Below are 23,683 nucleotides of genomic sequence, written 5' to 3'. Positions count from 1 at the left end.
TGGTCACGGCCACTCACGACCACGGGTAGGGCCCGTGCCCCCGGCGCGCGGCGGCCCGCCGGGGCCCGGTGGCGGGCCGCCCCGGCGTCGAAGGGCCCGTGGGAGTCTCGGCCGGCGAGGCGACCGCCGCGCTCGTCCGCCGTCCCCCGGCCGTGCCCGCCGCCCGGTCGCCCGCGCGGTCCCGACGCCCTGCGGCCTCCGCTCCGCTCCCAGCAACCTGGCGACCGCCACCGGCCTGCCGGTTCTGAGCCGCCCGGCCCGCGGACCCGGCGACGTCCGACCGGGGCTCACCGGCCCGCCCGAAGACGATCTGCTCAACGACCCGGCGGGCGTGTCGGGCGCGCCGCCGGTAGAGGTCCTCCAGCTCGCGCTCCCGCCCCGGGGCCATGCCCACCAGGCGGCCGACCAGGCGGATCTCGCGCAGACCGTTGGGCAGGACCTCGATGCGCTCCCCGTGGTCCCGCCCGGTGCCCAGCACTGTCGCCGCCCGCACGCGCGAGGCCAGCAGCCAGGCGCCGCGCAGGTCGGCCTCCTCGGCCTCGGTGAGCAGGCCCGCCGAGCGCGCCGCGCTCAGGGCCGCGAGCGTCGACGTCGTGCGCAGCCCCGGTACTCGCGCCGCGTGCTGGAGCTGGAGGACCTGCGCCGCCCACTCGACGTCGGACAGGCCGCCGGGCCCGAGCTTGAGGTGGCGCGCGGGCGTCGTGCCGCGCGGGAGGCGCTCGGCCTCCATGCGCGCCTTGAGACGGCGGATCTCCCGCATGTCGTTGTCGTCCAGGCCGTCCGGGCTCCAGCGCAGGGGCGCCACGAGCTCCTCGAAGGCGCGCCCGAGCCCGGGGTCGCCGGCGCAGGCCCGGGCCCGCAGGAGCGCCTGGCGCTCCCACACCGCCGACCACCGCTCGTAGTAGTCGGCGTACGAGCCCAGCGAGCGGCTCATCGGGCCCTGACGCCCCTCCGGACGCAGGTCCGCGTCGACCTCGAAGGGGTGCGGCTGGGCCTGGGAGAGCAGGCGCACCACCCAGCGGGCGACCGCCTCGGCCTCGTCGGCGGCCGCGCGCGGGTCGGCACCGGGGCGGACATCGTGGACGAACAGGACGTCGGCGTCGGAGGCGTAGGCGGTCTCGGCCCCACCCAGGCGCCCCATGGCGATCACCGCGTGGCGGGCCAGCGCCCCGGGCCAGGTGCCGTCGGGCTCCGGTCCGGAGGCGAGCGCGGCGGCGCCGTCGCGCAGGGCGATGACCATGCCGGCGGCCAGGCTGAGCACCCCGTCGAGAACCGCGTCGGTGGTGTCGGTCAGGATGCCGGCGGTGCGCTCGGGGTCCACGCCGTCCAGGGAGTCCGCCAGCGCGGCGCGGACAAGCTCGCGGGTGCGCACGCTCATGACCGCGTGCACCGCCTCCGCCGCCTGGCGCTCCAGGCCCGGCTCGTCGTCGGCGGTCAGGACGCGTCGCCGCAGAAGACTGCGGACCTCCGAGCGCAGGACGGCGGGATCACGGGCGGCCAGCTCGCTGGCGTCGTCGAGCCAGGCGATCGACTCCGGCCTCTCGGCCAGGCGCTCGGTGGTCCACCGGGCGCCGGACAGGACGTGGCACAGGGACTGGGCGGCGGCCCGGGAGTCCCGCAGCATCGCCAGGTACCAGTGGGTGCCGCCGATCCGCTCCGACAGGAGCCGGAAGGACAGCAGGCCGTTGTCCGGGTCGGGGCCCCGGCCAAGCCAGCCGATCATGACGGGCAGGAGCTGGCGCTGGATCGCCGCACGCCGGCTGACCCCCTCGGTCAGGGCGTGGATGTGGCGCAGGGCGCCGTCGGGGTCGAGGTAGCCCACCGCCTTGAGTCGCTCGCGCGCCGCCTGCGGGCTCAGTGCCATCTCGTCGGCGCTCAGCGTCGCCGCCACCGTGAGCAGCGGCCGGTAGTAGATCTCCTCGTGGAGGGCGCGCACGCGCCGGCGCACCGCGGTGAAGGTCGCCCACAGCGCCTCGGGCTCGCCCATGACGCGCCGGTCGATGCCCCGCCCCAGGCGGCGCAGGGCGTCCTCGCCGCGCGGCAGGTCGTGGGTGCGCTGGAGGCGGTAGAGCTGGCTGCGGTGCTCCAGCAGCCGCAGCAGCCGGTAGCAGGAGTCCAGCTCGGCGGCGTCGGAGCGTCCGACGTACCCGGCCGCCGACAGCTCGGCCAGGGCGCCGAGCGTGGAGCGCACGTGCAGGCGCGCGTCGCCGCGCCCGTGGACGAGCTGGAGGAGCTGGACGGTGAACTCCACGTCCCGCAGCCCGCCGGGACCGAGCTTGATGCGGCGGTCCTCCCGCCCGGCCCTGCCGGACTCGTTCTCCACGCGCCGGCGCATGGCCCGGGCGTCGTCCACGAAGTTCTCCCGGCTGCTGGCCCGCCACACGAAGGGGTCGACGGCGCGCGCGTAGGCGGCGCCGAGCCGGGCGTCCCCGGCGCAGGGGCGGGCCTTGAGCAGCGCCTGAAACTCCCAGGAGGATGCCCAGCGCTCGTAGTAGGTCACGTGCGACTCCAGGGTGCGCACCAGTGCCCCGTCCTTGCCCTCGGGACGCAGCGCCGTGTCCAGCGGCCACAGGGGCGGCTCCCGCCCGCTGGCCGAGGTGGTGCGGGCCAGCCCGACGGCGAGCTCGGTGCCCAGGCGCACCAGGTCGTCCTCGTCGACGGGCCGAACGGGTCCGGCGGCCCCTCCGGAGGCGGCAGGGTCGCCAGAGGGGGCAGCGGGGCCCACGACGTAGACGACGTCGACGTCGGAGACGTAGTTGAGCTCGCGCGCACCAGTCTTGCCCATGGCGACGACGGCGAGGGCCACGGCATCGGCACGGGGCCCGAGACCGGCGCGGGCGATGGTCAGACCCGCCTCCAGGGCGGCGTCGGCGAGCCTGGTCATGCGCTCGACGACCACGGGGATGTGGGCGAGCGGGTCGGAGCTGGTCAGGTCGTCGGCGGCGATGGCCAGGAGCCGGTCGCGGTAGGCCACGCGCATGGCGACCGTGGCCGCCTCGATGCGCGCGCGGCGGTTCCCGCCGTCGTCGGCGCCGAGGACGGCTGCGACCGCCTCCGCCAGGACGGCGCCCACCGGCGCCTGCCCGGGGGCGTCGATGGCGTGGGCCGTCTCCAGGGCGGCCAGGCGGTCGGGGTGAGCGACCAGGAAGTCCCCCAGCGCGCGGGAGGAGCCCAGGACGGCCAGGAGCCTACGGCGGTGCTCGTCGTGCGCCCGCGTCTCCCGCGCGGGGCCCTCGGCAGAGGTCTCGGGGCCGGCGGGCCCGGCTCCCAGGGGGGCCAGGAGCGCCCGCAGTCCCTCGCCGTCGGGGACGACCGCGCAGGCCAGGCGCACCAGTGAGAGCAGCGCGAGGTCGGGGTCGGCGGTCTGGCGGATCTCCTCGACGAGCCGGGCCCGGACGGGGTCGAGCCCGCCGTCGCCCGAGGGCGGCTGCGAGACGGGGAGCAGGCGGCTCAGGGCCTCGTCGTGCAGGCAGGACTCGGCGCGGTCGAGCTCGGCGAATCCCGCGCGCGCCAGTCTTGAGCGCGGGCTCGTGCGCCGTCGGCCGAAGGGGGGCGAGGAGGTCTCGTTCCAGCGTCCGGTCATCACGCCGCCACTGGGTCAGACGCGCGGAGGGAAGAACTGGCTGAGCTCGAAGGCTGTGACCTGGGCGTCGTAGGCCCGGTACTCGCGGCGCTTGTTGCGCATGAAGTACTCGAAGGCGTCCTCTCCCAGGGTGTCGGCCACTAGGTCGGAGTCGCTCATCGCGGCCACGGCCCGCTTGAGCGAGGTCGGCAGGGCGCCGATGCTCATGGCCCGGCGCTCGCCCTCGGTCAGCGCCCACACGTCGTCCTCGGTCTCCGAGGGCAGGTCGTAGCCCTCCTCGATCCCCTTCAGACCCGCCGCCAGAATGACGGCGTAGGCGAGGTAGGGGTTGGCCGAGGAGTCGATGCCGCGGTACTCCACGCGCACGGACTGGCCCTTGCCCGGCTTGTGCATGGGCACGCGCACCAGGGCCGAGCGGTTGTTGTGGCCCCAGCACACGTAGCTGGGGGCCTCGTCCCCGCCCCACATGCGCTTGTAGGAGTTGACGTGCTGGTTGGTCACCGCGCAGATCTCCGCCGCGTGGTGCAGGAGCCCGGCGATGAAGGAGCGGCCCGTGGCCGACAGCTGGTACTCGCCAGCGGGGTCGTAGAAGGCGTTGCGGTCGCCCTCGAACAGGGAGAAGTGGGTGTGCATGCCCGAGCCGAACCGGTCGGCGAAGGGCTTGGGCATGAAGGTCGCCAGGCAGCCCTCCTGAAGGGCCACCTCCTCGACGACGGCGCGGAAGGTCATAATGTTGTCCGCCATGGACAGGGCGTCGGCGAAGCGCAGGTCGATCTCGTTCTGCCCGGGACCGCCCTCGTGGTGGGAGAACTCCACGGAGATGCCCATCTGCTCAAGCATGAGGATGGCCCGGCGCCGGAACTCGTGGGCGGTGCCGCCTGGCACGTGGTCGAAGTAGCCGGCGTCGTCGGTGGGGCGAATGCGTCCGTCGGGGTCCTGGTTGACGAGGTAGAACTCGATCTCGGGGTGGATGTAGCAGGTGAAGCCGGCCTCGGCGACCCGTGCCAGCTGGCGCTCCAGCACCGAGCGGGGGTCGGTTCGGGCCGGTTCGCCATCGGGGGTGAGCACGTCGCAGAACATGCGGGCGACCCCGCCCACGTCGTCGCGCCAGGGCAGCATCTGGAAGGTGGAGGGATCCGGGGCCAGCAGCATGTCGGACTCGAAGACCCGGGTGAGGCCCTCGATGGCCGAGCCGTCGAAGCCGATGCCCTCCTCGAAGGCGCCCTCGACCTCGGCCGGTGCGATGGCCACGGACTTCAGCCGCCCGGAGACGTCGGTGAACCACAGCCGGATGAAGCTGATGTCGCGCTCCTCGATGGCGCGGAGCACGTACTCCTGCTGCTTGTCCATGGTGCCTCCTGCGCGGGGGTGTACGACGGCGTTGCCCACTCTTTCACGAAAGCCTACTAAGGCCGATGGGTCCGGCAGGTTTCACACGCCTTTCCCCTTTGCGACAGAAGTGCGCCTGCTTAGCGGTGCGTGCTCAGCAGGTACTCCCCCTGCTCTGCCGGCAATCAGGCACTGACGTCTGGTCTACGTGCTGTGGCTCGTCGCCTGGCGCAGCCGTCCGAGTCCGTTCCGCAGGATTGATGCCTGACATGGTCGCGCTCGGCCCCGACCGCTGGTGGTGTGTGCGTGTTTTAGAAGGGTGGGATGGTGTCGAGTAGTGGGGTCAGGCCGAGGGTGTGGAGGGTGGGGTGGTAGGGGGTGGTCTCGTAGTCGCCGGGGTTCTCGTTGGGGTGGGGGCCGTGGGTGGTGATGAGGGGGCTGGTGTGGTGGCCGAGGCCGAGGTCGCCGGGGGTGGTGTCTGGGCTGGTGTGGTTGGTGAGGCCTTTGTGGAGGCGGTCGAGGGTCTGGGGGGTGATGGCGCGTGCGAGGGCCTGGGGGAGGCGGGTGGCGGGGCGGGTCTTCTGGCCTGGTCCGGTGCGGCGGGGCAGGAGGGTGATGGTGCCGTCGTTGTCGCGCTGGTAGCGGGCTCCGGTGGGGGTGCGCCAGACCAGGGCGCCGTCTGGGGTGCGGGTCAGGGCCCAGCCGGGGGTGTGCTTGAGGCGGTGGTGGGCCCGGCACAGGCAGGTCAGGTTCTCAAGGCTGGTGGTCCCGCCCTCGGCCCAGGGGCGGACGTGGTCGATCTCGCAGCCGCGGGCGGGGCGCTCGCAGCCGGGGTGGGTGCACGAGGCGTCGCGGGCGCGCACCAGGTCGGCCAGGGCGGCGGGGGGCCGGTAGCGGGTGCGGCCGACGTCGGTCACCGCCCCGGACAGGGGGTCGGTGACCAGGCGGCGCCAGGTCCCGCCGGCGGCCAGCGCCCGCGCCACGGCAGCGGGCACCGGCACGCTGCGCCCGCGACCGCCCAGGCTCGCCCCCACCGGCCCTGCGGGCCCGGTACCGGGCCCGCAGGCGGGTGTGGTGGTGGGTGTGGTGGTGGCGGGCGGGTCGTCCTGGGGCGGGGCGGTGTCGTCGGGCAGGAGGTCTGTGAGGTGGTTCAGAGGGACGGTGACGTCGATACTGACCGTCAGTCCTGGTGGCAGGGGAGCGGGGTCGGTCCCGGAGGGCGTCCACCAGGGGCTGGTGTGGCAGACCAGGCCGCTGAGCGCGGTCAGCAGCCCCTCCAGGGGCACCCCGTCGGGCGTCAGGCCCATCGAGTCGACGTACAGCGGCTCCACCACGCCCGCAGGACCCGCAGGACCCGCAGGACCCGCGCCGGCCCCGAGAGCCCCAGGGCCGGTGGGGTCCGCGGTGTCCGCCGGGCCGGGCGGCGGACCCTCGAAGCCCGTGAAGCCCACCAGGCCCGGACCCGCCACCAGCTCCTCCGGACCCTCCTCCGGGCGGGCCGGGCGGGCCGGGGCCTCCGGGCCCGCGGGATCGAGGGCCGCCCCGGCCGGACCGCCCGCACCCGCCCCGGCGGCGCCCGCAGCGGCCGTCGCGGTCTCGGCCGCCTCGGTTGTCGCGGTCTCGGCCGTCTTGGTTGTCGCGGTTGTGGTTGTGGTGGTGTGGTGGGTGGTGCGCAGGGTGTGCAGGGTCATGGCGGTCAGGGCGTCGGCTCGCAGCTGGCCCGGGGTGCGGCTGTCGCCGGTGGCGCGGGCCGAGGCGGCGACGGCGTCCAGGGCGGCGTCCAGCAGGACGGCGTCGGCCCGCGGCAGGAGGGCGCGCATCTGGCACACTCCCGCGCCCGCCTCCCTCGGCCTGGTCACGTGCCGGCCGGCGGCGCCGCGCCGCGCCCGCCGGCCGGCACCGGCCGGGTCCAGGCCCGTCAGCGCCCGGTCCACCTCCCGCCCCACCTGCGCGGGAGTGCGGTGCACCGCACGGCCCAGCACACGGTCCTGCACCACCCGCGCCACACCGACCGGCTCGCCGGCCAGGCGGCGCACCACCACGGACGTCTTGGAGGAGTCCAGCAGCCCCACCCGGTGCAGGCCGCACACCGGCGCCAGGCGGGCGTCGAGCAGGCCCGCGCCCCGGTCCACCAGCCGGGACGCCACCAGGCGCGACACCCCCGCCCGGCACGCCACCTCGCCGGCGGCGCTCCACCGCCCCGCCGGGGCCACCGCCCCGGACACCGCACCCGACCCGCCCAGAGCGCGACAGCGGGACAGACCATCACCCCGACCCTCGTCCCAACCGTCCCGACCCTCGTCCCAACCGTCGTCCTGGGTGTCGTCGCTGTCGGGCCGGTCGGGCCGGTCGGGCTGGTAGGGCAGACCACCCATCTCCGGGCAGCGGGCCATGCAGGCCGCCACCACCGCCTGGGCCCACTGCGCCCAGGCGGCCAGACGACCGCAGGCCGCCACCAGCTCACTGAGCACCTCCGCACCCAGACCCACCAGGGCCCCCACACCCCGGCCGTCGACCACCACCGACCCCGCCGCCTCAGCCAGAGCCCGCTCACCAGGGCCCACCAGCCCCCCAAGAAGCCCACCACCCCCACCAGCACCGTCGTCCCCAGCAGCGCCGCCGTCGGCCGGGACGACAGGACCACCGGCCGGCCCAGCAGCGGTGTCGTCGGCCGGGACGGCGGGGGCCAGCAGCGGCGCCACCACCCGCTCCACCACACCCGCCAGAACCGCCCCCGGCACCATCCCCGACAGCACCCCCACCACGGCCTCGACCCCATCAAAGCCCTCGAGCGGGGCGCCGTCACCGGCACCGTCCGCACCACCCGGCACGGACGGCTCAGCGCCCCAGTCTTCGAACATGTGTACAGGATAGCATCCGCCACCCCTCCACCACAACCCCCACAACCCCGGAATCCCAGCACAAACCGGATCCCCGACAACCCCCACACGCGCAGAGCCCGGGTACATCCCGGCCACCGCCTACGCCATGCGCTCGGCCGGCCCGCACACGTGCAGAGCCCGGTAACGGCCACGGACACGCAGGTCGCGGCAGAGGCGCCGGCCCGCACACGCGCGAGGACCCCCGACCCGCCGAGGCCCGCGCACCGAGCCTGAAGCAGCCCACCCGCGAAGACCCCCGCACCCCAGCACGCGGGACCGGCAAAGCCGGCGCCGCCTTCGAGCGAGCCGTCGCCGACCCGCACCCCAGCACGCGGGACCGGCAAGCCAGCACCCCACCCACACGACGCACCAGAACCGATATCGGCGCGGAACTCGACCGATCTCGACACGGAACCGGCCCTCGCCGAGAACATCGCCGTCGAGCCGCAACCAGTAGGCTTCACCCCATGGCTACTTCCGAGTCCCCCTACGGGCCCTGCGCTGCCGAGAACGTCGCCGGCGGCAAACCGGTCCGCCTCCCCCACCTGCTCGCGGCGAAGGCCGAGGGCACCAGGCTCACCATGATCACGGCCTACGACGCCCTGACCGCGGCGATCTTCGACGAGGCCGGAATGGACATGATCCTCGTCGGCGACTCCATCGGCAACGTCATGCTCGGCCACGGGTCCACCCTGCCCGTGTCGCTGGACGAGATGGTGGTGGCCACTCGAGGCGTCGCCCACGCCGCCCGGCGCGCCTTCATCGTCGCCGACCTGCCCTTCGGCGCCTACGAGGCCGGCCCCGAGCAGGCCCTGGCCACCGCCGTCCGGCTGGTCAAGGCCGGCGCCAACGGGATCAAGCTCGAGGGCGGGCGGCCGCGCGTCGCCACGATCCGGACTCTGGTCGAGGCCGGCATCCCCGTCATGGGGCACCTCGGCTTCACTCCCCAGTCCGTCAACGCGCTGGGCGGGTTCCGTGTCCAGGGCCGGGGCGAGGCCGGCGAGGAGCTTCTGGCGGACGCCCTGGCCATCGAGAAGGCGGGTGTTATGGGCATGGTTCTCGAGATGGTGCCCGAGCCGCTGGCCGCGCGCGTCACCGAGGCCCTGACTGTCCCCACCATCGGTATCGGGGCCGGAGCCCGCTGCGACGGCCAGGTGCTCGTCTGGTCTGACATGGCCGGGATGACCGAGTGGAGGCCGCGCTTCGCCAAGCAGTTCGGGCGGGTCGGCGCCGCCCTGCACCAGGCCGCCCTCGACTACGCCGCCGAGGTGCGCGAGGGCGCTTTCCCGGCCGAGGAGCACTGGTTCAGCTCCTGATCCGCTCCGGCGGGCCGACCCGTCTCAGACGCGGGCGCCGAGTGCGAGCCTGGTGCCGAATCCTATGAGCACCGTCCCGGTCACGCGGTCCGTCCAGCGCTCCAGCACATCTCCGGAGGCCGCCCCCATTCGCGGCGCCAGCCAGGAGGCGCCCAGGACGAGCGCGCCCAACCAGATCAGGCAGCACAGGCCATGGACAGCGGCGAGCAGAACGCCCATGAGGAGCGGAGGCACCCCAGCCGCCATGAACTGCGGGATGGTGGCGAGGTAGAACACACCGGCCTTCGGGTTGAGCAGGTCCGTAATCAGTCCCACCCCCCCACCCCCGCCACAGCGAGGCGCCGGGACGCCCAGAAGCGCATGCGGGCAGTCGTTCCACGGGAGCGGTGGGTTCTACCGCGCGCGCGGCCCTCGTCTTCTCCGGTGCGGAATCAAGGGCCGTCCTCGGCCCCGCAACCGCCCTACCGCGCCAACCGCCGGCACCCCGGAAAGAGCGCACGAGCATGCTCACTCCCATCCACATCACGTAGAGCGCCCCAGCGAGGGACAATACCCGATAGGCGGTACGGGAGGCGGCGAGCACCGCTGTTGCACCGGCGCCGGCGGCCGCGCCCCACACGAGAAGCCCGGTGACAATGCCGATGACGGTGGCCAGGCCGTAGCCGCGGGAGTGGCTGAGCGCGCCGCGCAGTACGACGGCCGTATCGAGCCCTGGGACAACGGTGAGGACGGCGACAAGAGCCGTGAAGCCGAGGACCGCGTGCGCAAGCGTCACGGACGTTCCCCGCTCCCACCGCTGTGGTGTCCTTCCGCGGGCCCCATGAGCTCAGCCGCCTCGATCCGCGTGAGCTCCTCGGAGAAGGTCCATCGTTGAGAAGACTGTTGAAGCGTCGCCCGTCGATGTAGACGACAGGGCTGCCGTCCTCGGTGAGGCCCTCAACATCCAGGGCATCGGCCAGCACCTTGGGCTCGTCCGCGGCGCTCTTGATCCGCTTCCACATGGTGCGGTCGTCCATGCCCGCCTCGCGAGCGGCAGTGGTGATGCTGCGGGAGGTGATCTGACCGCGCAGCTCGGCCAGGGCGTCGTGGAAGCGCCACAGCTTCTCGGGCTCGTCGTGGTGGACGGCCTCCAGGGCGAGCGCGGCCAGAAGGCTCTCCGGGCCGGAGAGCTTGTGCCGCAGAACGAGTCGCACGTCTCCGGTGTCGCGCAGGTGGGCGATTCCCTTGAGGGCCTCCATGAGGCGCCAGCGCCCCTCGTAGGACATGTCGGCATAGTTGATGAGCGTGTGGGGGGCGTGCGGATCGCCGACCATGAGGTCCTCGTGCACGTCCACGGGTCGGCACAGGCGCTCGCCGGGAGGCGGGGGCAGCGGGGAGACCCTGTCGCCAACACGGAAGATGATGGTGGCCAGGAGCAGGGAGCCCAGGGAGGCGATAAGAACCCCCAGGCGGGCCTGGTCGCGCAGGACCTCCTCCAGGGCCAGATTGGCCACGAGCAGGGAGATCGTGAACCCCATGCCGGACAGGGCCGCGAGTCCCAGGATCCGGGGCAGGTCGAGGCCGGGCAGGCGCGAGGCCGGCACAAAGCGCAGGACCAGGCCCGCACCCGCAGCCACGCCCACAAGCTTGCCGACAACGAGGCCCGCGACGACCGCCCATGTGATACGCGAGGAGAAGGCCGCGACAACGGTGTCACTGCTGAGGGCTACGCCCGCGTTCGCCAGGGCGAACAGGGGGACGACGACGTAGACGACGTAGTTGACGTAGGGCGGCAGCATCCAGGACAGGCGCTGGTTCATGGGCATGGAGTAGACCAGGGCCTCACGCAGCATGACCGCCGTGCCCGGAGCCGGAGACTGGCGGTAGAGCTGGGCGACCTCACTGGCTCCGTCCACGTCCGTGCTGCGCACGGGATAGACGGGCATGAGGAGGGCGATGAGAACACCAGCCAGGGTGGCATGAACGCCCGAGCGGTACAGCGCATACCAGATGATGACCGCCAGGAAGGCGTACGGGGGCGTGCGCCATACGCCCCGACGCGCCAGGACCTGGGTGCCGAGCAGCCCCAGGGCCGCACAGCCCAGAGCCACGAGGTTGAGGGAGTCGGAGTAGAACGCGGCGATCACCAGCAGGGCGCCGATGTCGTCGATGACGGCGAAGGCCAGGAGGAAGGCGCGCAGGCGGGGAGCCTTCCTGGGGCCGACGAGGGCGAGCATCCCCAGAGCGAAGGCAGTGTCCGTGGAGATGACCGATCCCCAGGCGTTCGCGCCGTCGGCCCCGTGGGCGATCCCCAGGTAGACGATCGTCGGGACCACGAGGCCTCCGATCGCGGCGGCGGCCGGAAGGAGGGCGCGGCCGGGCAGCCGCAGCTCGCCGAGAGTGAGGTCGCGGCGCACGTCGAGGCCCACCATGAAGAAGAAGGCGGTCATGAGGCCCTCATCCACCCAGCCGTGGAGGCTGAGCCCCACGCTGAACGGGCCAATGGCAAGGGCGGCGGGCGTGTCCCAGAAGCTGTGGTAGCTGTGCCCGATATTGGCCCAGACCAGGGCCAGGGCGGTCGCGACAGCCAGTGCGAGTGCCGCGTAGGTCTCGTTGGTCTGCAGGTCGCGCCGACGGCGGCGCCGGCGCAACCAGGCGTCAACATTCTCGGTCACGATCGCGGGTGTGCTCACACGTATCCTTCCGGATGAATGGACGGCATGGCTGCGCCGCTACTCGCCGTCGAGCGTACGCCCTGATACCAGCGCGAAGGAGCTCCCGCCTCAGAACGTTCAGAACGTGCGGACTCCCGGCTCCACCTCCGGGTCGTGGTTGGCAATGAGACCCAGGCAGCGCGGATCGTGCTCCACGCGGCGCACCCAGGCCAGGGAGCGCTCGGCCTGGGCGGCACTGACGACGACGCTGGGGCGCAGTCCCTGATCGAAGGACGGCCGACCGTAGCCGGCGTCCGAGGTCAGCAGGTGGAACGCCCGGCCGTCGTCCCGCCCGGGAGCGTCCACGCCTTCGACCCGCCCCTGGCTGTGAGCCATGCCCCCGCACTCATTCCCGCGCACAATGGTGGCGCACAGCCCGCGCGAGTGCCCGGGGACCGCGACCATGACCAGGCTGCCGTCGCCGAAGACGTCGTAGCCGGCACCGTACGGCCCCACGGGCGTGTTCCACGAGAATGTCCGCAGATCGACGCCGTCCCACTCGTGAGGCAGGTACATGGGACGGGACGCCCGCACGCCCTCGGCCTCGGGCCGGGAGACGAGAATCCGAGGCGCCTCCCCGACCAGCCGCAGGCCATCGGCGTGGTCGCAGTGGAGGTGGCTCATGAGGACCAGGTCCAGGTCCCGGGGCCGGATGCCGCGCTCCTCCAGCTGCTCGTCGATGGCCTGACCGTCGGGCAGGTCCGCCTTGTTGACGGGGTACTGGTGGCGAAGGTTGGCGATCTGGCCCAGGCGGCCGCGGTTGACCGGGTGCCAGCCGGTGTCGATGAGAGTCAGGCCGCGGCTGTTCTCGATCAGGTAGGCGCTGACCGGGGCCGTCACGAGGTCGCCGCGGCCGCGGAGGATGTGCGTCCAGGACAGTGGGGGGTCTGCAGGCCGGTGGTAGGGCAGCGTCCTGTCCACGATCACGCCGCCGGTGTGGAGAATCTCCAGGGTGGTGCTCATGACGGGCCCTCACAGCCCCTCGGGGTGGGACCAGTCGATCGGGACCGGGACGACGCCGGTGAAGGCACTGGTGATGTCGTCCGCAGCGAAGGTGACGCCCTGGCCAGCCGGGTCCAGGGCCCACCGGAGGAGACGGGGAGCGCCGTCGTCGGCCGTGGGGTCCACCTGGACGGTCGTGATCGAGCAGTTCGCCATGGGGGCCATGCCGTAGACCTCGAACCCGATCCAGCGGCTCATCATGCTCATGATCGTCATGCCGTGGGAGACGACGAGGACCTCCTCCTCATCGTCGTCCCGGCCGGCCCCGACGGCGGCGCGCAGGTCCGCGATGATCCGGCTCAGGGCGCCGTCGATGTCGGAGAGGTAGTCGACGGCGCTGATGCCCCCGGGCGCGCCGGGGTGGGTGCCGGAGATGACTTCGGGGAGGAATCCGGCGGTCGGCAGGGCGGCGAGCATCTCCTCGTCGGGACCGCCGTCGTAGATGCCGTAGTTGTACTCGCGCAACCCGACGAGGTTGACGGGGACGATGTCGGGGTGGGGCACCAGGAGGATGCCGGCGGTCTCCTGGACACGGCCCTGGGGACTGAGGTAGGCGCGGGTCAGCGGCGCCTCCGCCAGGAAGTCCCTGCAGACCTCGGTGCCTCGGCGGCCCTCGGCGGTGAGCGGGGAGTCGGCGGCGCCCTGCGTGCGACGCTGCTCGTTGAGGATGGTGCGACCGTGCCGCACGAAGTGGATCTTCGCCATGTGCTCATCGTATGGCAGAGCCGATCGGTGAGCCGCCCGTCGAAGACCGCTCCTATGCTGGGCCCATGACTCACTCGACCTCCTCCCTGGCGGACAGGGCCCCTCGCGGCACCCTCACGAAGGGCAGGCTCAGCCCCGACCGGCACGTGCCCGGCTCGATCCCCCGTCCCGAGTACATGTTCCACGACGGCCCCGAGCATGTGACCGCCTCCGACATCAAGGACACGGAGACGGTCGAGCGGATCCGCCGCGCAGGGCGCGTCGCGGCTCGTGCCCTGGCCGAGGCCGCGGCGGCCATCGCCCCCGGGGTCACCACCGACGAGCTCGACCGGATCGCCCACGAGTACATGTGCGACCACGGCGCCTACCCCTCCTGCCTGGGGTACATGGGCTTCCCCAAGTCGATCTGCACCTCGGTCAATGAGGTCATCTGCCACGGCATCCCGGACTCGACCCTCCTGAAGGAGGGCGACCTGATCAACCTGGACGTGACCGCCTACCTCGACGGCGTCCACGGCGACACGAACGCGACCTTCCCGGTCGGCCGGGTCGATCCGGAGACGGCCGCGCTCATCGAGCGCACGCGCACCGCCATGGAGCGCGGTATCAGGGCCGTGCGGCCCGGACGCGAGGTCAATGTCATCGGACGCGTCATTGAGAAGTATGCCAAGCGCTTCGACTACGGCGTCGTACGGGACTACACCGGCCACGGAGTGGGAGAGGCGTTCCACTCCGGCCTCATCATCCCCCACTACGACGCCGCCCCCCTGTATGCCGACGTCATGGAGGTCGGCATGGTCTTCACCATCGAGCCCATGCTCACCCTGGGCACCGAGGAGTGGACGCAGTGGGATGACGGCTGGACAGTGGTGACGAAGGACCGCTCCCGCACCGCCCAGTTCGAGCACACTCTCGTGGTGACGGAGAACGGTGCGGAGGTGCTCACCCTGCCATAGCCTCCCGCCTCAGATTCCCCGATGCGCCCGGCGCCCCGGGCCGCCTCGTCCGCCTGCCGAGGGGCAGAGCTCCCCGGCGCCCTGTGCGCCTCCGGGAGAACGACAAGGCTCGCGCCGTGTACATTCGTCCTCAGGACGACACACGTCGCACCGACGCCCCATCATCCGACCGTCCCGGAGGTTCCTTATGGCACTTCGATTCAACCCGCCGCCGAACTGGCCTGCGCCCCCGGAGGGATTCAACCCTCCCGCGGGGTGGCAGCCCGACCCCGCCTGGGGCCCGGCCCCGGAGGGATGGCAGTTGTGGGTCGAGGACTCCGTGCCCGGCGGCGGCTCCGGCCCCCAGACGTCGTCAGAGGCAGACGCCGCATGGGCCCCGACGCAGGCGGTCCCCTCCAGCTCGTCGTCGCCGGTGGCGGACCCGACCGGGCAGTCGGCTTCCGCGCCGTCGGGCGACTACGCCGCCTCGGGTCCCGTCGTCGGCTCGGGACCGGCCCCTGTCGTCGGCTCGGGTCCGGGCGCGTCCCCGTACGCCCCCGGCATGAACTACGCCCAGGCGCCGACGCCCTACCACAACCAGGGAATGCCCGCCCCGGGCGGTCCCGTCCAGGGGGCTCCCGGCGGGCTGCCGCAGGGACCGGGCTGGCAGCCCGTTAATGTCGCCGCTCAGGGCGGCTCCAAGTCCATCATCCAGCAGTGGTGGTTCTGGCTCATTATCGGCCTGCTTGTGATCGCGCTGGTCGGAGGCGGTCTCTACGCGATCCTGCGCAACGGCAACGACAGCGACAGCGACAACAATGGCGGCGGTGGCACCACGACGTCCGCCACACCGGACGCCGGCGCCGTCGGAACATCGGAGAAGAATCCGTACCCGCCCAGTCAGACCGTGACCGTCCAGGCGGGCAGCACCTACACCAACGGCTCGGATGCGTCGGTCGACGTCACCTTCGGGGTCGTCAACTGGGACGCCACCCAGCAGTTCAGGAGCGTCACCGCGAAGGTCCTGTGGACGGAACCGCCGAGTGACAAGGTTTACATCCGTGTGCCGGTGACCGTGACCTACCACGGCTCGGGACAGCTCGGCGACTTCGACGTGCACATCAGCTACGTCCGGAACGGCAACACGACCGATGCTGTGCTCTCAATCGCCGACGACGAGTACCGCGAGCAGAACATGCCCCATGACGGCGGCAGCGCAACAGGCTACGCCACCTTCCTGGTAACCAGGGAGGAGGCCCAGTCTAAGGAAGGCGTATGGACCGTCTCGGGCCTGTCCAACTACGACGACCAGTACATCAAGGTGAGGAACGAGAACTGACCCGTCAGTCGGCGGATCGGCTGACCGAGTGATCCTCCGCCTCGCATGAGGGTGCCCACCAGGCCCACCCGGTGGGCACCCTCACGAGAGCGGCCCTGGCGCGCAGGGGCGGACGAGCCGACCTGTACGCCGGGTTCTGTTGCCGCCGACCGTTGCCGGTGTGGCGGTGGCGACCATCTATCTTGGCCCGCCGTTGCCGGCGGGCTCACGCGACCTACCCGCAGGCTCGGGCGAGCAGCCCTCGGGCGCCTGCTGTGCGGTCTTGCTCCGAGCGGGGTTTACCCAGCCGCCGCAGTCGCCTGCGGCGCTGGTGGGCTCTTACCCCACCGTTTCACCCTTACCGGCCGGTCACCCGGCAGGCGGTCTGTTCTCTGTGGCACTGTCCCGCGGGTCACCCCGGGTGGCTGTTAGCCACCGCCCTGCTCTGTGGAGCCCGGACGTTCCTCGATCCGCGGGTGGCCCCGCGGCACCGCGGCCGCCCGGTCGGCTCGTCCGCAGGACGCACTCTATCCCCTCCCCGGCCGGCTCGCCCGCCGACCGGGCCCGCCCCACAGCGCGCGGGTCACTCCTCCATGCGCACGAGAATGACGTCGTTGGCCTCGGCGTGGATGACGGCGTCCTGCGGTGCGGCAGCGATCCGGGCGTGCTCGGCGGGGCCGATCTCGACGGCGCCCTCGACCCGCCGGCCGTACAGGGCGATCGCACCGATGCCGCCGGTCGCCTCCCGGGCGGCCTCGTACTCGGCCAGCAGAGCGGCGTCGATTGTGCCGGCCAGGTCGGCCCGCCGCTCACGGACCTGCTTGATCTCGCCGTCGAGACGGACGAACTCGGCGTCGCGGGTGGAGGTGAGCTCACGGCCGGCGGCGCGGATCTCCTGCTCCTGGGCGGCGAGGCGGTCGGCTTCCGCCTGGGCGGCCTCCTGGGCCTCCATGGCCGCGATCTGGGTGTCCTCCAGGATGCTCTGGCGTCGGCCGAGCTGGTCGATCTCGCCCTGGATGGCGCCGAGGTCGCGGGCGGCTGCGGCTCCCGAGGAGAGCCGCTCCCGCAGAATCGCGGCTCGGCGCACCACCTGTCCTACCTCGCCCTCGGCGCGGGCGACATCTGCCTTGGCGTCGGCCAGGGCCCCGGCGGCGACGGCGGCATCGCGCCGGTTGTCCCGCAGCCGCCTGACGGTGGCCTCGATTCGGCTCAGGACAGGCAGATGGGCCCGCTCATGGGTGAGGCGGGCGAGGCGGGAGTCAAGACTCTGCAGGTCGATGAGACGACGCTGCTGGCGAAGAGGGGCACTCGTCACTGCTGTGGTCCTTCACTGGCTGGGTATCGAGTTCTGCGCGGTCCGGGCGCGCGCCTGAGATCCCGTGCTCAGACGCAGGGCCCACGGGTCGGTGACGACCTCGGACACGTATGTGGTGAGTCTACGTCCCCCCGCTGCGCCGGCCCGCTCCAGACGGGCCGCGAGCGGCGGCAGACCGACCCACTCGGTGGCCCAGTGGGTGCCGCACAGCAGGTAGGGACGTCCGGCCTCCAGGTGCTCCGACGCCGGGTGGTGGCGCAGGTCGGCGGTGAGGAAGGCGTCGGCGCCGGCGTCGCGCGCGGCGCCGAGCAGGGAGTCTCCGGCGCCGCCGGACACGGCGACGGTCTCCACGGTCGCGTCGAGGTCCCCGCCGACGAGCAGGCCGGGTGCGGAGTCGGGAAGCGCGTCGGCGACGGCGTCAGCCAGGTCGCGCAGTCGGACGGGGACCTGGAGGCTGCCGACGCGCCCGATGCCCTGGGTCGGGTCAAGCGGGTTGGGCTCCAGCGGCGTCGTGTCGAGCAGGCCGACGGCGGCGGCGAGGGCGGCGGCGACGCCCCCGTGGGCGGCGTCGAGGCTCGTGTGGGCGTTGGCCAGGGCGATACCGTTGCGAATGAGCCGGTGCACGCAGCGGCCCTTGGGGTCGGCGGCGGAAACCTGGTCAGTACCGCGCAGGTAAAGAGGGTGGTGGGTGATCACCATATCGACACCGCGCTCAATGGCCTCATCGACGACGACGGCGACCGGGTCGACGGCCAGAAGGACGGAGGCGACGGGTTCGGCCGGGTCGCCGCAAATGAGCTGGTTGGAGTCCCAGGGCTCGGCGAGCTCGGGCGGAGCGGCGGCGCGCAGCATGGAGACGACGTCGGCCACGCTCAGGGGCGCGGACTCAGCGGCGGGGGCGATTTCGGTCTGGTTCATGGGTGAAGGCTAGACTCATCCGGGGCCGGTCGGCACCGTTCTAAATTAACCGACTGCTAACCGCCAAGATTGAGCGAAATATCATGAAAGGGTAACGGGAGCCCCGCTCATCTCTTACTCTGTAGATATGCGTCGAGGACTCAAGTCTCAAAAAGCGGATCTGCGCATGTTCCTCGCTGAGCATCGCGCAGTGGTCACCCCAGCCATGGCGGGCCTGCCCACCAAGGGCCTGCCGCGCCGTGTGCCCGGGCTCCGCCGCGATGAGATCGCTCGGCTGCTCGGCGTCGCCACCGACTACTACACGGACCTTGAGAAGGGCCTGCTGCCCTCGGGGCCGGAGCCGTCGCTGCAGGATCTTCTCAGTGATGTGCTCGCACTGAGTCCGGCCGATCGCCAGCGCCTCAACCTTCTGCTCAGTGCGGCGTATCCCGACGCCGGTGCTGCGACGGACCAGCAGGCCGTTGTCGCACCGCCCGTCCAGCAGGCGAGCCCCTCCGGGGCCGGACGGATGGCGGGGCACGGCGGCGCGGTGTCGGCACCGACCCGGCAGCTCCTGGACTCCTTCGACATGCCGGCCTACCTGCGCAGCCGGTCGCTCGACCTGGTGGCCGTCAACAGGCCGGCTCGTCTTCTGTACGCGCCCGTGCTGGAGTGGGCGGGCACCCAGAAGAAGACGGTGAACCTGCTCGAGTTCGCCTTCTTCGACCAGGAGGCGGCCCAGAGCTTCTGGCCCGACTGGGGCGATGTGATCACGCGCGCGGTGGCGGACCTGCGAGGGGCGCTTCAGGACTACCCGGACGATCCCGATCTCATTGGCGTCGTCGGTACGCTGAGCGCCCGCAGCCGCCTGTTCTGCCGGCTGTGGATCGATCAGGACCTGCCGCCGCGCTCCTCCCAGGGCGAGGAGCGGATCTTCCACTCCCTCATCGGAGATGTCACGGTCCCCTTCCGCATGCTCGCTGAGGACGACGGCGCGCAGGTCGTCGTCATCACGCCGCCCACCGGCTCGCCCGCTCACGAGGCCATGCAGCGCCTGCGCGCCTGGGCGGCAGCCGGCTGAGACGCACAGCCCCACAGCCCGGGCCTCAACCGTCGTCGAGCAGAGAGGGCGGGGCGCCGTGCCGACCGGGCGGGCCGAAACGGCGCGACGGCTCAATCCTTGCGGGTGGTTGTGCCGTCGCCGAAGAAGTCCTTCGTGATCCGGTAGGTGCTCGACGCCCCGAATCCGCTGGCCGAGGCGGTACCGGAGGTACCGTTGTTCGACGGGCCCGCCACCGTGTATCCTCTGACATAATACCCGTCCCCGGTATAGCCCACACTTCCGAGGCGCCCGCCGACCGGGGCGGCTTTTCCTTGCTGAGGACAGTGAGCAGGACGACGACAGCCGGCATCAACCAAAGACCTGCGACGATGACCTGTCTTTGGTACTGGAGCCAGTCGACGCCGGCGGCCCTCAGGATCATAAGTATCACCGAAATCACCGCGGCGAACATTGACGAGCCGAAGAATGTGCCGACGGTGATGGCGGTTTCCTTGCCGGCGCCCAGCCTCTTGCCTCGCCTACTCTCGCCCGGAAGAAGGCTGATAACGACCAGCGTATGAGAACCCCGGCCTCAGTGTCATAGCCACGCAAGTGTCAGGATCCCACCGCGGGCCCGTCAGGTATCAGAACCTATACTGCCGCCGGCCGCCCCAGGACGGCGCGCGGTACCGGCGCACCGGACCGGCCACCGGCGCCCCGCACCGGGCCGGGAGGCCGCGCGAGCCCGTCGTGAGGAGTCGAGGAGCAGCGCGAGGGACGATGACGCCGCCATGGGCCAGGTAGCCCAGTCGCAGGATCCGTGCCCCCGGCGGGGCTCGAACCCGCACGCCCGCAGGCAACGACTTTTAAGGTCGCAGTGTCTACCGATTCCACCACGGGGGCCGGGCGCACCCGGAGGCTCTCCGGGCGTCACCCCAACCTAGCACTCCGGCTGCCGGCGGCCGAGGGCTCGCAGCACCATGCCACCAGGTGCCATGGGCGCCGCGCGGTCGAGATCCCCCGCCAGGACGACACAATGACCTGACTATGATGACCATCATCATGTTTGACATCGACGCCATGCGAGAGGTTCCGCCGCAGCATCGCCTGATGGGCGCAACCGGCTACAAGGAGAAGCTGAGCGACACCGGTGAACGCGTCATCATAGCGGCAGACGGCTGCCTGGATGAAGAGTTCTTCGACGCTCTCAAGGCGAGCGGCCTGACAGCCGCGTCGCGCCGGACCGAAGGCGCGCAACACATGGTGACATACCCTCGGGACGCGTGGCTGCAATCATTTCGCGGCGTCCTCAACGCGACCTCTGGCGATAACCAAGGCCACCTCGGAATGTTGTCCAAGCTTTTACTCGACTACGTTGATCGAGTGCAGCGCGCAACTGGTTACAGAATTGAGATTCCATCTCTGACCGGAGTCATCATTGACAAGACCAACCGCAGGGCTGACGTCGTACCGATGACCATGAAGGCTCGGCCGCGCGGAGACGTCAATCACAGCGACCAGGCGGCGCGCCCCGCCTCAATAATTGTCAAGAATGCCTTTGAGGGCGAGCGGCGACTCATCACGGCCGCCACGTCCTATGGCCAGAAGCTGGATGCGCTCGTGATGGGCCTCCGATAATGGACCGCCATTATGCATCAGGATTCACAGCCATGACGCATCCTCCGTTCTCACCATCACCCGCAACAGGCAGGGCGACTGAGAGGGAGCGCCTGCTGGCCGCTCGCGAGCTGTCGCTCAGGCTCGGGTGCCGGCTGACCGCGAACCCGGTGGACCAGCTGGCCATCGGCGACAGCGCCCATGGCGTATTCTTCCTGAGCGACACCATGAGGAACATATCCGTGGCGGTCAAGATTCACCGCACCCCGGAGAGGGGACAGCGAGAGCTCGAGGCACTGCGACGAGCTCGAGAGTACGGGTTGACGGCGCTGATACCGGAGTTCGATAGGGTGGTCGACGTCTCCGGCGTCGATGGCGCCTTTCTGGTGACGACCACGATGCCGGGACTAGATCCGTTGACCACCACCGACTGGGAAGGATCAGGGGACTGGAACGGATACGTCGGCGAGGATGCCTACCGGGAGCGCATCGCGCCGACGCTGGAGGGCACGAGCCGCCATATTGCGCGGATGCATCGCCACCTGACGCACGGCGATCTGCAGCTGAAGAACATCGCCACCGCCCTCCGCGCCCCGGACGACGGCTATGTCACCTACGACCTCGAAGGCAGCACATTCAGGGAGGACTGCCGCGATGACCAGGACGAGCACGACTACCTCACGCGCTGCGTCGAGGACCTCCTGACATATGTCAGATCGCTGATCTCCAAGGGGTTCCTCGCCCACAGCAGCACCGAGATATTTGAGGGCGAGCTTCTCGACAGGATCATCGGACCGTACCTGGAGGCCGGCGGCAACCCGGCAGTACTTGATGGAAATCTCCTCGAGTCCTGCGTCGACGCACATTATTTCCGCGACCGGTAGTCGCAGCATTAACCCAATATCCAGTATCAGTACGCCTCCGCAACCGCCCCTCGAACAGCCGGGCGACCCTCATGGCGTTCAGGGAGGATGTACGAAACGTCCTGGTGCCGACACCAGGTCCAGCAGCCACAGCCGGACGAGGGCGATGCAGTGCGCAGCCTCCGCTCCCCCAAGCTTAGGTCACTGACGCCCCGGCAACATGCGCAGGTCGCTGAGCTCTACCGCGATGGCGTCCTCATACGAGAGGTTGATGACGTGGGCGGTGAGGGCCGCGGAGGTGTTCTCCGGGGCGAGCGCGCGGGGATTGGCGATGTTGGCTCTGGACGGCGGGGCCGGCGGCCCCTCCAGCCCCACCACCGCCGCACCCTCCTCCACAGTCAGCCGTCAGGCTGCCCGGGAAAGAACAGCCCCCCAGCCCGACGCCCGCCATCCTCATCAACCTGGCCACCGACGAGAACGGACACCTCATCCTGCCAGCCGATCCCAAGGCCCCAGACGAGCGCTGTCGCCGACCTGGCGCATCCCTTCGACCAGCTGATCCCGCTGGCGTCCTCACTGACAAGACTGTGGACCTACAGCACCACCCCCAGCATGGGACCAATGCCCCGTCAAGACACTAAAAAGCCCCCATCCTGCATGGATGAGGGCCCGATATTAGCCCGCGAACCCCGAGAAGCTGAGCCTCATGTCCAGGGTTCGTGTGACGGCATCGCGGTACCCCCACTGGGATTCGAACCCAGGACCATGTGCTTATCAGGCACGCACGAGGTATAAGCTCGCTGCTCTAACCGCTGAGCTATGGGGGCGTGCCGGAGCCGTGCGGCGGGCCCCGCCCGCTCCGACGTGCGAACCCTACCGCACCGGGCGACGCAGCATCTGCCGGATGCGGCGGACACGCGCGCCGTCGTCGTCCTACGCTGTGAGTGAGAGCCCCGCCGTGGGGCCTCCCGTCCGCACAGGAGTGTCCATGAAGCTCGCGCAGCGCGCCCGTAACGCCCAGCCCTTCCACGCGATGACCATTGGCGCACGCGCGCGCCAGATCGAGGCCGCGGGCGGCCACGTGGCCAAGCTGAGCCTGGGCGAGCCCGATTTCGGCGCCCCGCCCGGCGTGCACGAGGCCATGCGCGCCACCATGGACGGGCGCCCGCTGCCCTACACGCCCGCCGCGGGGCTGCCGGCCCTGCGCGAGGCCCTGTCCGGCCTGTACGCCTCGCGGCACGGGGTGAGCGTGGATCCCCGCAGGATCCTCATCACGGCGGGCGCCTCGGCGGGCCTGCTGCTGGCCACGGCCCTGACCACCGAGCCCGGCGACGACGTTGTCATGGCCGACCCGTGCTACCCGTGCAACCGCGAGCTCGTTGAAGCCTTCGGCGGCCGGGTGGTCCTGGCCCCCACGAGCGCGTCCAGCCGCTACCAGCTCGACGTCGAGGCGATGACGGCGGCCTGGACCCCGGCCACGAGCGCCGTCATGCTCGCCACGCCGTCGAACCCGACGGGCACGACCATCCCCTTCGAGGAGCTGGCCCGCATCTGCGAGCAGGCGCGGGCCCGCGACGCGTGGCGGATCGTCGACGAGATCTACCTGTCGCTGGCCGACCCCGACGTCGAGGGCCGCGCGGCCCGCACGGCCCTGGAGACCGACCCGGAGGCCATTATCGTCTCCAGCTTCTCGAAGTACTTCGGCATGACCGGCTGGCGCCTGGGCTGGCTGGTGCTGCCCGAGGAGCTGCTGGACGCCGCCGACAACCTGGCCGTCAACTTCTTCCTGTGCGCCTCCACGCCCACCCAGATGGCGGCGCTGGCCTGCTTCACCCCCGAGGCCCTCGCCTCCTGCGAGGCGCGCCGGGTCGAGCTGGAGGCCCGACGCCGGATCGTCCTGGACGGCCTGAAGGAGATCGGGCTGCCGGTGCCGGCGGAGCCCGACGGCGCCTTCTACGTCTACTTCGACGTCTCGGGCACAGGGCTGGACTCGATGACCTTCTGCTCGCGGGCACTGGAGGAGGCGCACGTCGCCCTGACCCCGGGGGCTGACTTCGGCCCCGCCATGGCCGACACGCACGTGCGCCTGTCCTACGCGGCGTCGCGCGAGGAGCTCGCCGAGGGCGTCGGGCGGCTCGCCGGCTTCGTGGGCGCCCTGGGCTGAATCCCGGGTGCGGCCATCGGCC

Annotated in this window: 16 protein-coding genes, 2 tRNA genes, 1 other RNA gene and 2 pseudogenes; 7 read left to right on the top strand and 14 right to left on the bottom strand. The window is 71.5% G+C overall.

The features are described from left to right. Positions 1-13: 13 nt before the first annotated feature. From AIF0345_RS07590 to AIF0345_RS07580, 3 genes are all read right to left on the bottom strand, one after another. Positions 14-3,583: a bifunctional [glutamine synthetase] adenylyltransferase/[glutamine synthetase]-adenylyl-L-tyrosine phosphorylase gene (locus AIF0345_RS07590; RefSeq protein ID WP_285297810.1), complete on the bottom strand. Its 3,570-nt coding sequence runs from the start codon at positions 3,581-3,583 to the stop codon at positions 14-16. A gap of 15 nt (positions 3,584-3,598) precedes the next feature. Beyond that, positions 3,599-4,933 carry a glutamine synthetase family protein gene (locus tag AIF0345_RS07585; RefSeq protein ID WP_268916800.1) on the bottom strand — a complete coding sequence of 445 codons (1,335 nt, stop codon included), beginning with the start codon at positions 4,931-4,933 and terminating at the stop codon, positions 3,599-3,601. Between the two features lie 290 nt (positions 4,934-5,223). Then, a complete protein-coding gene (locus AIF0345_RS07580; protein ID WP_285297809.1) occupies positions 5,224-7,773 on the bottom strand; it encodes an HNH endonuclease signature motif containing protein in 2,550 nt (849 codons plus the stop codon). 488 nt (positions 7,774-8,261) lie between these two features. On the opposite strand from AIF0345_RS07580, the gene panB reads away from it, so the two are divergent. Further along, on the top strand, positions 8,262-9,110 hold the full coding sequence (gene panB, locus AIF0345_RS07575) for a 3-methyl-2-oxobutanoate hydroxymethyltransferase (protein ID WP_043564468.1): 849 nt from the start codon (positions 8,262-8,264) through the stop codon (positions 9,108-9,110). 24 nt (positions 9,111-9,134) lie between these two features. Here panB and AIF0345_RS07570 read toward each other — a convergent pair whose 3' ends face one another. The 5 genes and pseudogenes from AIF0345_RS07570 to AIF0345_RS07555 all read right to left on the bottom strand — a co-directional run bounded on the left by AIF0345_RS07570 (position 9,135) and on the right by AIF0345_RS07555 (position 13,510). Continuing rightward, positions 9,135-9,425, bottom strand: coding sequence for a LysE family translocator (locus AIF0345_RS07570; protein ID WP_285297808.1), 291 nt, complete (start codon positions 9,423-9,425; stop codon positions 9,135-9,137). Positions 9,426-9,663: 238 nt separating this feature from the next. Beyond that, positions 9,664-9,885, bottom strand: a pseudogene (locus AIF0345_RS16670) (LysE family transporter); the annotation flags it as partial. Between the two features lie 163 nt (positions 9,886-10,048). After that, positions 10,049-11,764 (bottom strand): annotated as a pseudogene (nhaA, locus tag AIF0345_RS07565) (Na+/H+ antiporter NhaA); the annotation flags it as partial. A 117-nt stretch (positions 11,765-11,881) separates the two neighbouring features. Next, positions 11,882-12,766, bottom strand: coding sequence for an N-acyl homoserine lactonase family protein (locus tag AIF0345_RS07560; RefSeq protein WP_285297806.1), 885 nt, complete (start codon positions 12,764-12,766; stop codon positions 11,882-11,884). Between the two features lie 9 nt (positions 12,767-12,775). Beyond that, positions 12,776-13,510, bottom strand: coding sequence for a histidine phosphatase family protein (locus AIF0345_RS07555; protein ID WP_285297805.1), 735 nt, complete (start codon positions 13,508-13,510; stop codon positions 12,776-12,778). A 65-nt stretch (positions 13,511-13,575) separates the two neighbouring features. On the opposite strand from AIF0345_RS07555, the gene map reads away from it, so the two are divergent. Together map and AIF0345_RS07545 are read left to right on the top strand one after the other, a co-directional pair. Next, a complete protein-coding gene (map, locus tag AIF0345_RS07550; RefSeq protein ID WP_043564359.1) occupies positions 13,576-14,466 on the top strand; it encodes a type I methionyl aminopeptidase in 891 nt (296 codons plus the stop codon). A gap of 187 nt (positions 14,467-14,653) precedes the next feature. Then, positions 14,654-15,784, top strand: a complete 1,131-nt coding sequence (locus tag AIF0345_RS07545; protein WP_043564361.1) for a hypothetical protein — start codon at positions 14,654-14,656, stop codon at positions 15,782-15,784. A gap of 109 nt (positions 15,785-15,893) precedes the next feature. Here AIF0345_RS07545 and rnpB read toward each other — a convergent pair. The 3 genes from rnpB to AIF0345_RS07530 form a co-directional block, all read right to left on the bottom strand. Then, an RNA gene (gene rnpB, locus AIF0345_RS07540) (RNase P RNA component class A) lies at positions 15,894-16,275 on the bottom strand. A 71-nt stretch (positions 16,276-16,346) separates the two neighbouring features. Next, on the bottom strand, positions 16,347-17,078 hold the full coding sequence (locus tag AIF0345_RS07535; RefSeq protein ID WP_043564365.1) for a zinc ribbon domain-containing protein: 732 nt from the start codon (positions 17,076-17,078) through the stop codon (positions 16,347-16,349). Positions 17,079-17,090: 12 nt separating this feature from the next. Then, positions 17,091-17,996, bottom strand: coding sequence for a Nif3-like dinuclear metal center hexameric protein (locus AIF0345_RS07530; protein WP_043564366.1), 906 nt, complete (start codon positions 17,994-17,996; stop codon positions 17,091-17,093). Between the two features lie 190 nt (positions 17,997-18,186). Between AIF0345_RS07530 and AIF0345_RS07525 the strand changes: the two genes are divergently transcribed. Beyond that, complete coding sequence (locus AIF0345_RS07525) at positions 18,187-19,056, top strand: helix-turn-helix transcriptional regulator (protein WP_229118614.1); 870 nt, start codon at positions 18,187-18,189, stop codon at positions 19,054-19,056. Between the two features lie 782 nt (positions 19,057-19,838). Here AIF0345_RS07525 and AIF0345_RS07520 read toward each other — a convergent pair. Beyond that, positions 19,839-19,920, bottom strand: a tRNA-Leu gene (locus tag AIF0345_RS07520). Positions 19,921-20,064: 144 nt separating this feature from the next. Here AIF0345_RS07520 and AIF0345_RS07515 point away from each other — a divergent pair. Together AIF0345_RS07515 and AIF0345_RS07510 are read left to right on the top strand one after the other, a co-directional pair. Continuing rightward, positions 20,065-20,655, top strand: coding sequence for a hypothetical protein (locus AIF0345_RS07515; protein WP_285297804.1), 591 nt, complete (start codon positions 20,065-20,067; stop codon positions 20,653-20,655). A gap of 32 nt (positions 20,656-20,687) precedes the next feature. Then, positions 20,688-21,518: a lipopolysaccharide kinase InaA family protein gene (locus AIF0345_RS07510; RefSeq protein ID WP_043564060.1), complete on the top strand. Its 831-nt coding sequence runs from the start codon at positions 20,688-20,690 to the stop codon at positions 21,516-21,518. Positions 21,519-21,698: 180 nt separating this feature from the next. On the opposite strand, the gene AIF0345_RS07505 is transcribed toward AIF0345_RS07510, so the two are convergent. Continuing rightward, positions 21,699-21,875, bottom strand: a complete 177-nt coding sequence (locus tag AIF0345_RS07505) for a hypothetical protein (protein WP_285297803.1) — start codon at positions 21,873-21,875, stop codon at positions 21,699-21,701. 358 nt (positions 21,876-22,233) lie between these two features. After that, a tRNA-Ile gene (locus AIF0345_RS07500) sits at positions 22,234-22,324 on the bottom strand. Between the two features lie 161 nt (positions 22,325-22,485). Between AIF0345_RS07500 and AIF0345_RS07495 the strand changes: the two genes are divergently transcribed. After that, complete coding sequence (locus AIF0345_RS07495; protein WP_285297802.1) at positions 22,486-23,661, top strand: aminotransferase class I/II-fold pyridoxal phosphate-dependent enzyme; 1,176 nt, start codon at positions 22,486-22,488, stop codon at positions 23,659-23,661. Positions 23,662-23,683 lie beyond the last annotated feature (22 nt).

The sequence above is a fragment of the Actinomyces israelii genome, from assembly GCF_030253495.1.
GTDB lineage: Bacteria > Actinomycetota > Actinomycetes > Actinomycetales > Actinomycetaceae > Actinomyces > Actinomyces israelii.
Note: the sequence above shows the minus strand (reverse complement) of the source record. Positions and strands in the feature narration are given on the sequence as shown.

Excerpts from the sequence above, each read along its gene's own strand:
- AIF0345_RS07590 (WP_285297810.1), bottom strand. The coding sequence starts at position 3,583 with ATGACCGGACGCTGGAACGAGACCTCCTCGCCCCCCTTCGGCCGACGG.
- AIF0345_RS07585 (WP_268916800.1), bottom strand. The coding sequence starts at position 4,933 with ATGGACAAGCAGCAGGAGTACGTGCTCCGCGCCATCGAGGAGCGCGAC.
- AIF0345_RS07580 (WP_285297809.1), bottom strand. The coding sequence starts at position 7,773 with ATGTTCGAAGACTGGGGCGCTGAGCCGTCCGTGCCGGGTGGTGCGGAC.
- panB (WP_043564468.1), top strand. The coding sequence starts at position 8,262 with ATGGCTACTTCCGAGTCCCCCTACGGGCCCTGCGCTGCCGAGAACGTC.
- AIF0345_RS07560 (WP_285297806.1), bottom strand. The coding sequence starts at position 12,766 with ATGAGCACCACCCTGGAGATTCTCCACACCGGCGGCGTGATCGTGGAC.
- AIF0345_RS07555 (WP_285297805.1), bottom strand. The coding sequence starts at position 13,510 with ATGGCGAAGATCCACTTCGTGCGGCACGGTCGCACCATCCTCAACGAG.
- map (WP_043564359.1), top strand. The coding sequence starts at position 13,576 with ATGACTCACTCGACCTCCTCCCTGGCGGACAGGGCCCCTCGCGGCACC.
- AIF0345_RS07545 (WP_043564361.1), top strand. The coding sequence starts at position 14,654 with ATGGCACTTCGATTCAACCCGCCGCCGAACTGGCCTGCGCCCCCGGAG.
- AIF0345_RS07530 (WP_043564366.1), bottom strand. The coding sequence starts at position 17,996 with ATGAACCAGACCGAAATCGCCCCCGCCGCTGAGTCCGCGCCCCTGAGC.
- AIF0345_RS07515 (WP_285297804.1), top strand. The coding sequence starts at position 20,065 with ATGATGACCATCATCATGTTTGACATCGACGCCATGCGAGAGGTTCCG.
- AIF0345_RS07510 (WP_043564060.1), top strand. The coding sequence starts at position 20,688 with ATGACGCATCCTCCGTTCTCACCATCACCCGCAACAGGCAGGGCGACT.
- AIF0345_RS07495 (WP_285297802.1), top strand. The coding sequence starts at position 22,486 with ATGAAGCTCGCGCAGCGCGCCCGTAACGCCCAGCCCTTCCACGCGATG.